Origin of the sequence: Lysinibacillus sp. NPDC093190, from assembly GCF_050280425.1 — a bacterium.
Classification (GTDB): Bacteria; Bacillota; Bacilli; order Bacillales_A; family Planococcaceae; genus Lysinibacillus.
Genome location: NZ_JBNNVG010000025.1, coordinates 1 through 13,986, shown reverse-complemented (window position 1 = coordinate 13,986; position 13,986 = coordinate 1). Strand labels below are relative to the sequence as shown.

Annotated in this window: 15 protein-coding genes and 3 pseudogenes; 15 read left to right on the top strand and 3 right to left on the bottom strand. The window is 36.9% G+C overall.

What is annotated here, in order from left to right; genetic code table 11:
* Positions 1 to 33: 33 nt before the first annotated feature.
* Positions 34 to 224, bottom strand: a pseudogene (locus ACQKOF_RS18065) (IS3 family transposase); the annotation flags it as partial.
* A gap of 112 nt (positions 225 to 336) precedes the next feature.
* Between ACQKOF_RS18065 and ACQKOF_RS18060 the strand changes: the two are divergent.
* The 9 genes and pseudogenes from ACQKOF_RS18060 (at position 337) to ACQKOF_RS18020 (ending at position 4,831) form a co-directional block, all read left to right on the top strand.
* Complete coding sequence (locus tag ACQKOF_RS18060) at positions 337 to 609, top strand: hypothetical protein (protein WP_427559927.1); 273 nt, start codon at positions 337 to 339, stop codon at positions 607 to 609.
* Positions 610 to 1,267: 658 nt separating this feature from the next.
* Positions 1,268 to 1,456, top strand: coding sequence for a hypothetical protein (locus ACQKOF_RS18055; protein WP_427559924.1), 189 nt, complete (start codon positions 1,268 to 1,270; stop codon positions 1,454 to 1,456).
* Positions 1,456 to 1,797, top strand: coding sequence for a hypothetical protein (locus ACQKOF_RS18050; protein ID WP_427559922.1), 342 nt, complete (start codon positions 1,456 to 1,458; stop codon positions 1,795 to 1,797). The genes ACQKOF_RS18055 and ACQKOF_RS18050 overlap by 1 nt, the downstream gene beginning before the upstream one ends.
* Before the next feature lie 180 nt (positions 1,798 to 1,977).
* Positions 1,978 to 2,310 carry a hypothetical protein gene (locus ACQKOF_RS18045; protein ID WP_427559919.1) on the top strand — a complete coding sequence of 111 codons (333 nt, stop codon included), beginning with the start codon at positions 1,978 to 1,980 and terminating at the stop codon, positions 2,308 to 2,310.
* A 14-nt stretch (positions 2,311 to 2,324) separates the two neighbouring features.
* A complete protein-coding gene (locus ACQKOF_RS18040) occupies positions 2,325 to 3,296 on the top strand; it encodes a hypothetical protein (RefSeq protein ID WP_427559917.1) in 972 nt (323 codons plus the stop codon).
* 21 nt (positions 3,297 to 3,317) lie between these two features.
* Entirely contained in the window at positions 3,318 to 3,773 is a 456-nt protein-coding gene (locus ACQKOF_RS18035) for a DUF6630 family protein (RefSeq protein WP_427559915.1), read from the top strand.
* A 248-nt stretch (positions 3,774 to 4,021) separates the two neighbouring features.
* Positions 4,022 to 4,253 (top strand): annotated as a pseudogene (locus tag ACQKOF_RS18030) (PoNe immunity protein domain-containing protein); the annotation flags it as partial.
* Positions 4,238 to 4,369, top strand: coding sequence for a deaminase domain-containing protein (locus tag ACQKOF_RS18025; RefSeq protein ID WP_427559913.1), 132 nt, complete (start codon positions 4,238 to 4,240; stop codon positions 4,367 to 4,369). The pseudogene ACQKOF_RS18030 and the gene ACQKOF_RS18025, both read left to right, overlap by 16 nt.
* A 168-nt stretch (positions 4,370 to 4,537) precedes the next feature.
* Positions 4,538 to 4,831, top strand: coding sequence for a hypothetical protein (locus tag ACQKOF_RS18020; RefSeq protein WP_427559910.1), 294 nt, complete (start codon positions 4,538 to 4,540; stop codon positions 4,829 to 4,831).
* Positions 4,832 to 5,035: 204 nt separating this feature from the next.
* Here ACQKOF_RS18020 and ACQKOF_RS18015 read toward each other — a convergent pair whose 3' ends face one another.
* Positions 5,036 to 5,698: a hypothetical protein gene (locus ACQKOF_RS18015; RefSeq protein WP_427559907.1), complete on the bottom strand. Its 663-nt coding sequence runs from the start codon at positions 5,696 to 5,698 to the stop codon at positions 5,036 to 5,038.
* Between the two features lie 668 nt (positions 5,699 to 6,366).
* A pseudogene (locus ACQKOF_RS18010) lies at positions 6,367 to 6,532 on the bottom strand (IS1595 family transposase); the annotation flags it as partial.
* Positions 6,533 to 6,920: 388 nt separating this feature from the next.
* Here ACQKOF_RS18010 and ACQKOF_RS18005 point away from each other — a divergent pair.
* The 6 genes from ACQKOF_RS18005 to ACQKOF_RS17980 form a co-directional block, all read left to right on the top strand.
* Positions 6,921 to 7,565, top strand: coding sequence for a hypothetical protein (locus ACQKOF_RS18005; RefSeq protein ID WP_427559904.1), 645 nt, complete (start codon positions 6,921 to 6,923; stop codon positions 7,563 to 7,565).
* Complete coding sequence (locus tag ACQKOF_RS18000) at positions 7,562 to 9,088, top strand: phage baseplate assembly protein V (RefSeq protein WP_427559901.1); 1,527 nt, start codon at positions 7,562 to 7,564, stop codon at positions 9,086 to 9,088. Before ACQKOF_RS18005 ends, ACQKOF_RS18000 begins: the two co-directional genes overlap by 4 nt.
* Before the next feature lie 15 nt (positions 9,089 to 9,103).
* Positions 9,104 to 10,201 (top strand): pentapeptide repeat-containing protein, encoded by a 1,098-nt coding sequence (locus ACQKOF_RS17995; protein WP_427559898.1) that lies wholly within the window; start codon positions 9,104 to 9,106, stop codon positions 10,199 to 10,201.
* Positions 10,202 to 10,240: 39 nt separating this feature from the next.
* A complete protein-coding gene (locus ACQKOF_RS17990) occupies positions 10,241 to 10,738 on the top strand; it encodes a hypothetical protein (protein ID WP_427559895.1) in 498 nt (165 codons plus the stop codon).
* A gap of 77 nt (positions 10,739 to 10,815) precedes the next feature.
* Positions 10,816 to 11,214 carry a DUF4280 domain-containing protein gene (locus ACQKOF_RS17985; protein ID WP_427559893.1) on the top strand — a complete coding sequence of 133 codons (399 nt, stop codon included), beginning with the start codon at positions 10,816 to 10,818 and terminating at the stop codon, positions 11,212 to 11,214.
* 30 nt (positions 11,215 to 11,244) lie between these two features.
* A partial coding sequence (locus tag ACQKOF_RS17980; RefSeq protein WP_427559890.1) for a DUF6531 domain-containing protein occupies positions 11,245 to 13,986 on the top strand: 2,742 nt, incomplete at its 3' end.

The window sequence follows — 13,986 nt, the reverse complement described above, 5'->3', positions numbered from 1 at the left end:
TAAAAGTTAAACACGGTTATTTCATTAGGCCAGCTAGGTTAAATGAGTTCGGTTTTGCACCGGACTCGTTTTAATTTTGCCTTAATTCGTTTCGTATTATAGTAATTTATATATTTTTCTAATTCTATTTTAAATGCTCTATACTTTCAAACTCCTTCATGTAAAGGAATTCAGATTTCATAATTCCAAAAGTAATTCTCCATGACTGAGTTGTAGTAACAGTTCAAAATCAACTGAAAAACGGAGAAGTTAATACGTCTAGTTTGAAATCAATGATTCCTTCAAATATTCCAAAGTAATTCGTGTTGAATTAAGCATGTTTTTTTTGACGAGTTATTGGAATTAAACGAATGGGGAGCAGAATTATTAGAAGAAAATAACGTGTCTTTGGTCCGTACTTCTAATGACTTTGTATTTTGGGTAAGTCAAGGGTGTATGTTTTGTTTCTTTAAATTAGATGAGGGTGAAGATCCTGCAGTCTATTTTTATTCTGAAGGCAAAAAGAAAGATGGTTTTTATAAGATTACAGATACTTTTACAAATTTTTACAGCGTAGGTATATTAAAGATAAGTATATTTTTCAAAAAAGAGATTAAAAGATTATTTTAATTTAATATGGATATGCTCACAAAACCATAATTGCTAAATTTTAATAGCTATCATCACATGCTAAAAAATCTTTTCATCTACTTAAACAGCTCATACAACCATTTTATTGGTAGGTGTGAGCTGTTTATTTTTGCATTGTAGGCAAAGTCGACAGTCTTTTGAAACAAATTGTGCTTCCTATATGAAAGACCCAACATTCCTTCAGGCACAGCCACTGAGGGTAAGGTATTAGAGGACGCCTGCACCTATCATTGAAGGCACAAAAAAGGAAGAAGCCACATGGTTCTCGCTTGCTACGCCTTATATTGCAGAAGGACATAGCGGTTTTTACAGCCCGCCAGAAGAAGGCGATAGCGTTCATCTTGCCTTCCCGACATACCGGGAGGAAGCAGCCGTTGTCCGCCACAGGGTACGAAAGGGCGGCGACTCGAATCCAAAAACAGCCGATCCGAAAACGTCCTACTGGGGTACACCAAAAGGCAAGGACATCAAGCTAGACCCACAATCTGTCACGTTTACTGCAAAGGAAGGCGCCGTTTTCCTAAAGCTGGATCAGGGAAGCGGGGTAGAAGTACATAGTAAGCATCCGCTTACACTAACAGCCAATGATACGATCACCTTTGCTGGTAAAAGCATTTCCATGAGTGCAACAGAATCCATGCGCTTGACATGTGGCACTAGCAGTCTCGTTCTTGACGGTATCACCGATATGCAGGGACAGGTTGTCACAATGGAAGGCTCGAACAAAGCACCTGTGTCCGTGTCTAATACATCGGGAGAAGGTGCTGACCTTGAATCCGCACTAGACGTCATGGGCATGATCCCTATTGGTGGGGGTGGTGCTTAATGGCGAAGAATGGTAAAGGATTCTTCGGAGCACTTGGTAGTGCTTTAAGCAGTATCCCTGTCGTAGGGAAAATTAAAAAAGCGGCTAAAAAGAAAATCAAAAAGGCCAAAAAGAAACTAAAGAAAGCCTTAAAAAAAGCGAAGAAAAAGCTCAAGAAAAAGTTAGGCAAGGTCTTGACAAAAGCCAGGAAGCTAAAAAATAATTTATCCAAGAGCAAATTGGTCAAGAAGTTTAAAAAGGCTGTAAAAAAAGCAGTTAAATTACTTCTTTCTCGTTCTAATTTTTTAGCTTCATCTTTATTTCCTTCTTTTTTCAATTTATCTATTTGTTTATCTAAGTAATTCATATTTTTTACTTATATCATCTAGAGTATCAAGTTTATTAGCTAGCTAAAAGATGCAAAAACATACGAAAGAAAAATCGATAATACTAAATATTTCTCCCATGACAAGGGGGATTTTGGAGAAGAAGTATCGAAAATAGTAGCTAAGAGAAATAACTTAGGGGACGATATATCAGATATGTTCCAGGTGGGTAGAAATGGTATTGATGGGACATTTTTATCGAAAGGACCACCACCTAAGTTAACAATGATAGAATCAAAAGCTTCAGATTCTGCACGTTTCAGTTATTCGGATAAACAGAAAATGGGTGGTAAAAAGTACTTCCAAAACATGGTTGATAGTGATGATTTAAGGTATTCTGATTTTAAAGTGCAATATGAAAAACTAAAAAAGGAGAATCCGGGACTAGAATTTGACTTTATTAGGGTAGAAACAGATATAAAAATTACTAAAACAGGTTTTGGAGTAGACGAATTAAAGGTAAAAGATTGGAATAAAAAACTTGATTAATTAAGGAGATTACAATGCTAAACCAAAAAAAATTAGAGTTAGCGTATAGAAGGTACAGCAAAAACTTTGAAGGGATAAAATTTGAGGATGTAGAAAAAGGTTACTTAGATAATCAAAATGAAATTACTTCTATAGTTGATCTGAATTCTGTAGAAAAGGATCATATTTTATTAATAGACCTAGATTCAATAGAATCCTATTACCTTTCAAAATGGAAAAATGATGTATTAATTAATCGCGAAGATAATATAGAAGATTTTAAAAAAATAATGATTGTTGTTTTTTATCAATGTATGGGACAAGACCTATATAAAATCCGTTATCCGAAAATGATGCTTGAATACTCTTTTAGAGACGTTATAGCAAGCTTAATTCATTTCACAATGTTTGGATGGGAGAAAGAAGAGAAAATATTATTTGATTTTATTGTAAAGCATTTTGGCGGTCGTCTACTGGATACAAATGATTGGAACAAACATACTTGGTTTTTGTTAGAGCTTTACTTACAATATCGAAACAAGACAATTGCTGGAGCAAACCAAAACTTGCATATCACTGTGAGAGAACAATTTAATAAATCAAATTTAGAGTACGACTTAATACCTAAGGATTTAGATATTTATTCAGAAGTACTAGAAAATTGGGCTACACCTCAACTTGATGAAATCAAAACTTTAATAGAGAAAATGTCTATGTTTCATTCGAATTTAGCCTCAGAGCTAGGGGAATCTATTGAGTTTGGTGATTATAGATATGGATTTTATCCCTATGAAATTTTGTTCCTAATACATGTAAGGAAAAAGATTGGCTTACCAGTTCCCGACCATTTCGATGATTTGCTAATGAATACACCGGAAGCAAAGATGACAATAGGTGATCCCGAACCATATCCTGAATGGGACCCTTTATTGCGCTTAATCGATAATTTTTATCGAAAAAATTATCCAGATTATATCCCAAACAAACATGGGGAACTATTCCAATAGTTATACAGGAGGAAAATCAAAATGTCTGAAGAGGAAATCGTACCGCTTATTTTCGATGATAATGATGATTTAGAAGCCATTTTAAATAATTCAGAAATGCAGAGTATATATACAAGTGTATTAGAACATGGAATGCTTACGAAGAAATTTCTTTATCTTGATTATAAAGGTGAAGATAATTATGAAATTGTAAACTATATTTTAGATTATGAATTTGACAAAAATATTGAGTTAGCTTCACAAGAAGAGCTTGAGAAGTTGGGAGAATTTGAATATGAGTTTTTACCCGAAAAGATAAGGGAAGTCAACAAAGTCATATCTTCCAAAGGGTATGGATTATTCTCTTACCCAACTAATGGTGATTTTTACGCTTTATTTATTGTGAAATTAGAGAATAAAAAGAAATTATTGGAAGTGGAATTACTTGAAGATGAATATATTCCTCATAAAGAAAGGTTTATCCAGTATTTTTCCTGAAAAGTATAATATGAATGTTTTTTGATTCAAATTTTTGTACTTACAGGCTTGTACAAAATGATGGAAATTATAAATTTGATAGGTTGCTTATGGTTAGACTAAAACCATAAGCAACCTTTTATTATAAAGTGAGAGTAGGTACTTAGTACTCTAAAAACAACACTATTAATTCAAAGGGTGAGATAATTGGAGAATGGCCTTAATTCAGAGACGAGCAGGAATCAAATGTAATGTGAGATCATTTATGTATAGAAGAATGTAGAGAAGGAATTGAATATCATCCGGAGGTATTCTAAAGATAATAAGAGTATTATAGAAGGAACCTATCTGGCAAGTTTTAGATATGAGATGGATGATATTAGTGCTAAGTATTCTTTAGGGGATCATTAGTACAATAGAAGAAGACTTTCTTAATGTAATTAAAGAGCATACAGGTACTAGGATAGTCTGAGATATGATCTGCTTTGGACGATTTCCTTATATTGAAAATCATTTCTCACAAGGCGATTTGTCAAAGTTGTAATGATATTATTGATCAATTTCAAAAGGATTTCCCAAACATTAATATTACGAGAGTACAAATATTAGATGAGTAAAATATGAAGGAGATTTAGTATGAACTTTTATAAAAGTAGTAATATAGAGGATTTCTTGACATCCTTAGAGAAGGATTCTTATCCAATGAAACCCTGCAGAAGGATGATATATCAAAATTAGTAAAATTGTCTCCAACTAGAACACTTCCTAAAACTTATTTGGATTTTATGAATAAAGCTGGTAATGGAATTGAATTTTTAGTTGGTACGGATTATTCCATGAAGTACATTTTTGATTTAAAAGAGTGGGCTATTGAACTTTTGGAGGAAAATAATTGCATAAAAAAGCTCACAGATAATCAATTTATATTTATGATGCATCAAGGATATATGTTCTGGTTTTTTAATTTAAATGATGGGGACGATCCAGCGGTATATTGTTATGATGAAAGTGTAGAATTAGATGATTTTAATAAGGTCAGTGATACTTTATCAGATTTTTTAATCTCCCTATACGATTGATAGAAGAGTCTAAATAACATAATGATTTTAACTTGACAATTATTTGATAATTTCAGAAGAGCGTAACTATTGTTGCTAATAGAAATAATAGTAAGAGACTGGGACGAAAGTGTTTCAACTTACAAAAAACGTAGGGATTCTTTGGCTTTATGAAGGAAACAATTAGTTATGTCACAGCCTCTTATTCCAATATGTACTGATTTTTTATACTTCCCACTCGATACCTATTTCCTCAAAAGAAATTCTGCTTTCAGCTAACCCTTCTTCATCTTCAGATTCAATCATTTGAATTTCCTCTGCCGTTAAAACAATGGTTTTATAGGGATTTTCAATCTTACGATGGAAGATAGACTTTAGTAGGTTAATTTGTACATTAGTCATTTCAGCATCCTCTTGCGATTCAGCGATAGCAGTTTCTATGTCCATTGCTTGTCTTTCTAAGAGAAAGCCCCTGTTTTCAATCATTTCATCAATTTCCTCTTGTGAATAGATTTCCTCGCCAGTTCCCCAAAAAGCAGCAGTAATCATAGGTCTTGTCTCTCCATTAATATCTTCTAACAAATATGGGGGTGTTTCATCTGTGGCTAACTCTTTTACTTCTTCGGGTGCATCCTTAAAGTATTCTAAAGCATTTTTATAGTCTGATAGCCTTTCGTTATTATCATTACGAAAGGCGGCTACTAGGTAGTTAGAATGGAATGTTATTGTCCCTCGTGTGCCAGAACTATCCTGTACGTTGTAATTGAAGCCGTCCCAAGACTGTTCGTGAGCAAATTCTGGGTAGTGTGCAACGTTTATTGCGTGAGCGATAGAAGCCAACATACACCCTTTCCAAAGTTTCCCTCTATTCCAAGTGATCTTTTTCATAGCTACCCAATCCCTTTCTAGTCTATATAAGTAACATCCTGTCTCTCATTATGTAGCTTTCCTAAAAGAGTTAGTTGTCAAGAACTTGACCTTACGACACGTTTGAAGAAGCACTAATTTAGCTTTTTCTTGATTTGACATAGTAACGTGTCGCCACGCTTTGGAAACGATTCATCCATTCCTTTAAACGCTTGGGTAACTATTGACGTGTTGAATATGATAAATCCTTTTCTAACTTATTTGCCTTGTCGCACATTAACGGCTTTGTATTGCATACCTATCATTTTAGCAAAATTCTTATAGTTCGTTGTAGAATCTGTACATAATGTAAATGTCAAAATAACAATGTACATTTTTGCTAGTCTAAGCATGTACATTTTTGCTAGTCTAAGCATGTACACTTTTGCTGATTAACTACTTTTCTATACAAGTGCGTGAATAATTACAACTTGACACGGAGCCTCTACTCGCACGATTCGATAGCATAGAACCCAGCTATATCAAGTGATGGCTAACCGGCCCAGGCTATCATGCTCGCCACTCCCTGTAAAGTTGTAATATACAAAGGGAATCAAAAATGTATTTGGTTAAACAAGCATTTTTGTACATATTTATATCAACGTTTATACAAAACTGAGGTGTCGATGTAGGACCTAACACCCGTCCTATTCTTGAGCGGTAATCCGACCCTTATTTGCCATTTGAGAGAGGATTCCTCTACCAATGTCGTAAGCAAATGACCACACATATTTGTTCCTTTGATTTCCCTCGTCTCTTAGCGATATCACCACGTTTGCGTGGCTCATAGTTACAACTTAAAATTATTCTCTTCCCATATATTCGTCGTTCGATCGAGTTTTATTTCTATACCACAATGATTAAAGTTCTATATTTTCTTTTCCTCACACAGTATATCTAACTACTAAATTTCAAATTTTTCCGATCTTCAGGATTATTTTTTTGTCTATTCCAAATAATAGAACTTATGGATGTTGACTTTTTATCTAGGGTTTATTAGCATATTTAATGATGAAAATAACCAGTTAATGGTTATTTTGTCATAAATGTATTTTACACTGGAATATTACTGAAAAAAATAAAATTAATAACAATAACTTTTGATTTATTACTGATAAAAAATCGGTGCTATTTAATAGGAAAACAAAAGAATACAAGGTTATGAGATAGAACGAATAGTAGATAAAACAAAGGAGCGAAAACAATGAATTACATGGATGAAGAAGTTATCGAGATGACGAAACAGGCAAGGCAGAAGAAACGAATGGAGAACATCGAAAACCAATTATTACATACTGATATCGTGCAAGCGATTAAAGATGGTCAGCTCATGATTGAAGATGAAACGATTGCGTTTACAGAAATGAGTTTTTATGAGGATCAAATCCGGATGTGCATGCCTGCAACATTTGATGTGATGGAACCTGAATTAATGGATATTAAATATCCATCCAGTCGTAGACCCGATTATATTTATACAAGCGAAAGTACGTCCATCAATGTCACACTGAAAATCATGGAACAACAGGTAAAAGAAGAGGAATTAGAAGATTTCACAGAGGCTATGAGGAATATCCTTCAAAAAACGCAGCCAACTACAAAAATGTTGGATACCGGCATGAATGAAGTTAACGGTTTACAAATTGGTTACTTTGATTTCATTTCGCCAGCACTAGATAACAAGATTTATAATTTAATGTTTTTGTTTATAGTAGGCGAGAATGTGACGATGGGCTCGGTCAATTGTTTGAAAAAAGAGATGGATATTTGGAAGCCCATTGCTTACGGCATGATGGAATCCATCTTTGTTGAAAACAAATTATTAGATGGGGAAGGTGTTGTCGAATGAGTAAGGAAACAGCCTTGACGTATAAAGATATCATCGTGATGCCCTATAATATTCGCGTCAATCAAATCGAAATTACGCAACAAATGAATGAGCATGCTACATTGCATTTAACGGGCGTGATTCCAGATGAACTCGAAGATTCCTATGTATATATGACGGATGCCGAAACGGCTATTGAAGTAGTGCAAATCGGTAGTGGTGGACAAACTATTCCTATCTTCAATGGCCTGGCGTTAGATGTACAAGTGAAATCGGTTTTAGGTACCTATTATTTAGAGGTTAAAGCAGTTTCGCATACGTATGTGTTAGATGTGAAGAAGATAAACCAAACTTATCAAAATGCGAGTATGCCCTATAGTGAATTAATAAATGCATGTATTGCCGATCAAAAAGGTGCAGATTTCATGGATTATGCCTCAAAGGGCGCTACTATTGGACGCTTTACGATGCAATATATAGAGACAGATTGGGAGTTTCTTAAACGTATGGCATCAAGATTCCATACAGGTCTGGTGCCAGATACGGTTCACCCAGCCGCAAAGTTTTACTTCGGTGTTCCGTTTCAAGCTGGGGGCACGCAAAAAATGGAGGCCATTAATTATCGAGTTAAAAAGGCGATCGGCAATTTCCTTGTGTCCAGTAAAAATCATCTCGACGGTATAACTGATAGTGACTACATGTACTATGAAGTAGAATCGTTCCAACCATTCAAAATAGGCAATGAAGTTACATTTCAATCAAAAAAATTGTATGTCTATAAAATCTACTCAACTTTAAAAGATGGCTTGTTCAAGCATATTTATACGTTAACACCTCAGAACGGCTTCAGTGTACACACTACTTATAATCAAGCTATTATTGGCGCCTCCATTCAAGGAAAAGTAATTGATGTTGCGGGGGACAAAATTCGTATTCATGTCGATTTCGACGAGGGTCAAGAAAAAGATACAGCGTATTGGTTTCCGTATTCAACGATCTATGCATCAGAAGATAATACAGGCTGGTACTTCATGCCGGAGCTATCTGATAATGTGAGAATCTATTTCCCAGGCAATCGTGAGGATGAAGGGATTGCGATTAGTTCCGTATCTAAAGCCCCTCCGCAATCTGGTTCGATGTTAGCAGCGACGAATCCGCCTAGTCCAGGAGGCGGTGGAAGTGCTAGTGGCGGTGGCGGCGGTGGTTCAAGACCTGCACCACCGGAGGATAGTCGCCAAGACCCAGCACGGATGGCCGATCCAGATGTCAAAACACTCAGAACGAAGCACGGTAAACAAATTCTACTTGCACCTGATCGGATTGTCATATCTGGTGGAGGATTAATGATTTCGCTTATGGATGATAATGGGATCTCCATCATAAGTGATAAAAATATTACCTTACAAGCAACAGATAAAGTCGCCATCAATGCGAAGCAAATTATGATTAATGCGAGCGAGAAAATAGAGATGGTTTGTAAAGACAGTTCCATCAAGATGGAAGACAAAATGGAGATCAAAGGAACAGAAGTACGAGCAAATTAGTGAGGATGTGGACGCATGAAACGAGAAGAAGCATTACAGCATTTTATGGATGAATGCGTGTCAGTTCATATCAGCCGATTACAAGAGAAGGTTGATCGACAGTTTCGCCAAGAGAAGGAAATATTACTAAAACCAATCATTCACTCACTTGAACAGCTGTTTTCAAATATTAGAGGTCAGCAAGATCAAGGAAGGCTAGCGCCAGTTGCCTTTATTCATTTTTCATTACTACGAACATCATTACTAGATAACAAGTGTACGTATTTGCTAGAAGCGTATGGAGAAAAATGGTACTACGACTGGGGCGAATGCACGGCACAGTATGAAGCGGAATGGCTCAGCGAGGCGATTATAGATTTACACAAAACGCTTGAAAAAGAAAGAAAACCATATCTCGCTATCCAAGCAGCTGACGTTCGAGGAATTATTCAACAGACTGTGATTTTGTTTCATCAGTATATTATTCAATTGGTACGCTATCTTTTCCGTTATCAACAAGAAAGCGTACCTGAAATAGATTTCCAACGAGCAGCATGCTTGCGATTTCGTGTCGGTGAATATAAAGGATTTAGTGAAGATGTTGCAATGCTCGACGAACGGGAACGGGTGGAACAAAATCTTCTCTCATGGTTAGGGAAAAATGAGACGGATAAATCATATACATTTGAAAATTTCTCAAGCCTACAGTTACAGCAAAAACTTTTCGACCAAATGGACTTTTCCTATGCGAATTTCAATGGCTGTGACTTAGAAGGGGCTTCATTGAAGCAAAGTGTTTGCGTCGGGACTAGTTTTGTAGATTGTAGCTTAGCGAATGTTGATTTTTCCTATGCAGCCATTCAAGATGCTGATTTTCGAAATGCCAATTTAGCAGGCGCTAATTTTACGCATGCACAAGGAAAAACGCTAATGCTTCCTGATGATGAAGTTGCATGTTACCTAGGCACTGATTTCAGTCATGCGAATTTGGAAAATGCAAAATTTGAGTTTGCGCAGATTGCAGGCGCTAATTTTACAGGTGCTAATTTAAAAGGGGCTACCTTCTTTAAACGCGATCAAGAAAAATGTCTATTTAGCCCAGACCAGATAAAAGACATTCATTGGATTCATTAACGTTGGAATCGACAGAAATGATAGTTACAGGAGGAAAAGATGGAGTATTTTATTGTTCGGCAAGATCAAAGCATTACAAATCCAATTATTCCTTTCAAGACAGACCTCGATGATAACTTTGTCTGTTCATCTGTATTCGGGGAAGTAATAGAAAAAGAGAATGCGGTATATCTGGATTATTTAGAAAAGCCTCGAAGAATCGTGTCTGATGATTTAAAAGGGTTATTGGTGAAATATGAGGATAACTTAGAATTTACAGCCATTGTCTTTACGGATGTGAAGAAAGGAACACAGCGTGTGCATTGGCTTATGGACATTGTAAAGAAGAACTGTATTTCCGATGAGACGGCTTATTATCCAGACGGACAGATAAAGGAGCTCGTAATTGACCCGAAGAAAGTGGAACTGGATTGTATTTTTCAAGTCGACGGCAAAAAGGAATCGTTCACAATCGTTAATTTAGACGTGGCAGAAAGTATGCTACGACGACCATATATCGGGATTCATTTGCAGAGAGTAAAACTACAAAGTCGATAGATCATTCTAATAAATCATTCCAAAACACTGTCGTAGTTTGAAACAGTGTTCAATCGATTCGAAAGGAAGGATATTTAATGGCTCAAGTTGTAGAAAGTTTGGAAACAGAAGGTTCGGAACAAGAGCAATTTAGTTATGTCGTACATGGAGCAATCATTTCATGTGAACATGGTAGCCATCTCAATTATTTAAATTTGCCGCAAGACCATGGCGTTTATATTAAAGAGAAAGCCGTAATGAATGTAGGGGATCGAAACCCTGACAACATTCCAACTTTTGGTGTTTGTTTACAGTTGCAAAAGCCATGTACACCAACATGTTCCATTGATTGGTTGGAAGGCATGGAAAATGTCAATATCGAGGGGAAGCAAGCGTTATTAAGCCGCTGCCATACCCAATGCTCAGCAGGTGGAGGCAAAATCGAAATTATTCATGACGGTCAAGAGGAAGTAGAAATACCGAAACAAGGTTTTTAAAAGACGAGGTTGGTTGAAAGGAGGTAAGTAATGAAATCGCTAGAAGAAAAGGAAATACACATGGTTAGTACGTATGAGGATCTTGTGCTCGAATGGCCATATCCACTTATTCATTTAGATAAACTAACCATCAAACATAAGGGCAATGACCATGCGAGGTTGTACTTTACGGGAATGATCGCTGAAGAGCAAGCGCAAAAGTATATTCAGCGGGTCAATCATACAGATGAAGTTGTTGTGAAATTTGGACGATCTAGTGACATATTGTTCTCAGGAAGAATTGAAAATGCGGAGTTGCAGGCAGCACAAGGGGTGCACTTTGTCTCCGTTGAGGCAGTATCATTTACAGCAAATATGGATATTGCAAAGCGCTCACGTTCTTTTCAAGATGTGAACATGACGTACGTGCAGTTAATAAAAAATATCGTAAGCGCCTATCCTAATGGGGATTACATTGACCAAGCTTCTAACGGTCAAGCCATTGGTAGTATTGCGATTCAATACTTAGAAACAGATTGGGAATTCATTAAAAGAATGGCTTCTCATTTGCACGCCGTTGTTTTTCCTGATTTAAAAGGAAAGGGTGCTCGATTTTGGCTTGGTACACCTCAAAGTAGAAAAAGCATAACGATCGACCATCTGCCTTCTATAGTACGAATGGACGTCGATGCGTATCGGCTGATTACTGAAAACGATGGTACAGATGTGAGTGAAGCAGATTATACTTTTTGTGAGTTTGAAAGCACAGAGCCCCATGAGTTAGGCACGTTGGTGCAATTCAAGGGAAGTTCCTATATCGTAACGGCTAGGGAAACTCATCTTGATGAGGGTGTGTTGAAGTTTCAATACACTGCCCAACCAGAGAAAAGTATTCGTCAGCGATTAGTACGTAATTTAGATCTCATTGGTGCAGCATTTACAGGAAAGATCATTGATGTTACGCAAAACACCGTTAAAATTCATTTAGATATAGATAAAAGCCAGGATCAAGAAAAAGCACATTGGTTTGCCTATTCAGCAGATGCCAATGGCGTTATGTATTTAATGCCTCAAATAGGTGCACGTGCCCAATTGCATTTTCCTAGTGCAGTTGAAGAAGAAGCCATTGTTATTAGCTCGGTGCGTGTGAATCCAGCCACACCAGAGGGTGGACAAAAGCAGACGAAGAAAATGGCGGATACTACCGTTAAATCATTGGCGACCAATGTTGGGAAAGATGTGACATTAGGAGTTGGAGATATTACCTTTAGTGCAGTAGATGGGGTATTGGACTTAAAGATGGATGATGGAGATGGCGTAACATTTCAAAGTAACAGTACCATCATGCTAGCGGCGGATGAAACACTCGAAATTAGTGGAATGAAAGAGCTATCCGTAGAGGCGGAAGAATGGATTGCGATATCAGCGAAGGAGCAAAGTCATGTAATTATGGCCGCTGACACACAATTAATTAGTACGCTCATTGATCAAGAAGGTATAGAGAAGCAGAGTCAACCACCGAAGTTAAATGAAGAAGCAATCGAAGCTATGAGTAAAGTTGACTTAATTTTCCCGCAAAAGGCAGAAGAGAAAAAAGAGAAGAAAGGCTGGTTTAGTAGTTTAGTAGATGGCGTAAGTACAGCGCTGGATATCGCTGGGTTTATTCCTGTCATAGGTACATTTGCAGATATTGCAAATGCAGGAATTAGCTTGGCAAGAGGGAACTACATGGATGCAGCCATGAACATTGTAGGTGCGGTCCCGGTAGTTGGTGATGCCGCGAAAGCAGCTTACAAGGTCAAAAAAGGGGCAAAACTCTTAGATAAAGCTGCTGATGTCGCAAAAGGTGCTGATAAGGCAATAGATGCTTCAAAAGCTGTAGCAAAAGGGATGAAGGCAGCTTATCCAAAAGTATCTAAAACGTTAGATGCAGTAAAGGGACTAGCGGAACTAGCTAACAAAGGATCTAAGGCTGTGAAGACGGCCGCAGATAAAGTCATTTCGTCTATGGATGAATTGCTAGGTGTGTCGAAGGTATTAGACGGTATGAAGGATATGGCTACAAAAGGGTTAACGAAATTAAATCATAAAGTATTAATGAACAGTAAATTTAAATGTACACAAGGGTTAAGTGAGAAATTCTGTCAGTGGGGTTTTGAACCCGTTGATTTAATCACTGGACGTATGGTTTATGAAGACGTCGATTTTGAACTACCTGGACCTATCCCCCTTTCATGGGAGCGCGCTTGGTACAGTGATAGTAGCCGGATTGGCTTGTCAGGTCATGGTATGCACTTTACATACGATCTAGCCTTAGAGATTTTTGAAGAAGAAGACCTGATTGGGATTGTTGTGACGGATGGTCGCGCAGTCGTATTTCCAAATTTACCAATAAACTTGCCGTATTTTAATAAACAAGAAAGAATGACCTTAACAAATACAGGTGAGGAGTATCATTTGTTTGAGCATGATACACGATTGATTTATGTATTTGAACAAACAACAGAGACGAAATACCGATTAAAAGAAGTAAAAAATGAGCAAGAGCATCATATTCAATTTGCCTATAACCTTAAAGGCTTCTTATCTCAAGTAACCGACAGTGTTGGTAGAGTGCTCGAGGTTACGACGGATGAGTTAGGCAGAATGACAGAAGTCGCCTTACGTAACCAGATGAGTCGTGAAGCCTTAATTCGCTATGTTTACAATGATGGACAAGATTTAATCGAAATCCAAGATGCGTTAGCGCAAAGTACGCATATTAAATATGTTAATCACTTAATGATGCAAAAA

Coding starts and splice junctions, on each gene's coding strand:
- ACQKOF_RS18050 (WP_427559922.1), top strand. CDS start 1,456: ATGGCGAAGAATGGTAAAGGATTCTTCGGAGCACTTGGTAGTGCTTTA.
- ACQKOF_RS18020 (WP_427559910.1), top strand. CDS start 4,538: ATGAATAAAGCTGGTAATGGAATTGAATTTTTAGTTGGTACGGATTAT.
- ACQKOF_RS18000 (WP_427559901.1), top strand. CDS start 7,562: ATGAGTAAGGAAACAGCCTTGACGTATAAAGATATCATCGTGATGCCC.
- ACQKOF_RS18040 (WP_427559917.1), top strand. CDS start 2,325: ATGCTAAACCAAAAAAAATTAGAGTTAGCGTATAGAAGGTACAGCAAA.
- ACQKOF_RS18055 (WP_427559924.1), top strand. CDS start 1,268: ATGCGCTTGACATGTGGCACTAGCAGTCTCGTTCTTGACGGTATCACC.
- ACQKOF_RS17985 (WP_427559893.1), top strand. CDS start 10,816: ATGGCTCAAGTTGTAGAAAGTTTGGAAACAGAAGGTTCGGAACAAGAG.
- ACQKOF_RS17995 (WP_427559898.1), top strand. CDS start 9,104: ATGAAACGAGAAGAAGCATTACAGCATTTTATGGATGAATGCGTGTCA.
- ACQKOF_RS18005 (WP_427559904.1), top strand. CDS start 6,921: ATGAATTACATGGATGAAGAAGTTATCGAGATGACGAAACAGGCAAGG.
- ACQKOF_RS18035 (WP_427559915.1), top strand. CDS start 3,318: ATGTCTGAAGAGGAAATCGTACCGCTTATTTTCGATGATAATGATGAT.
- ACQKOF_RS18045 (WP_427559919.1), top strand. CDS start 1,978: ATGTTCCAGGTGGGTAGAAATGGTATTGATGGGACATTTTTATCGAAA.
- ACQKOF_RS17990 (WP_427559895.1), top strand. CDS start 10,241: ATGGAGTATTTTATTGTTCGGCAAGATCAAAGCATTACAAATCCAATT.
- ACQKOF_RS18015 (WP_427559907.1), bottom strand. CDS start 5,698: ATGAAAAAGATCACTTGGAATAGAGGGAAACTTTGGAAAGGGTGTATG.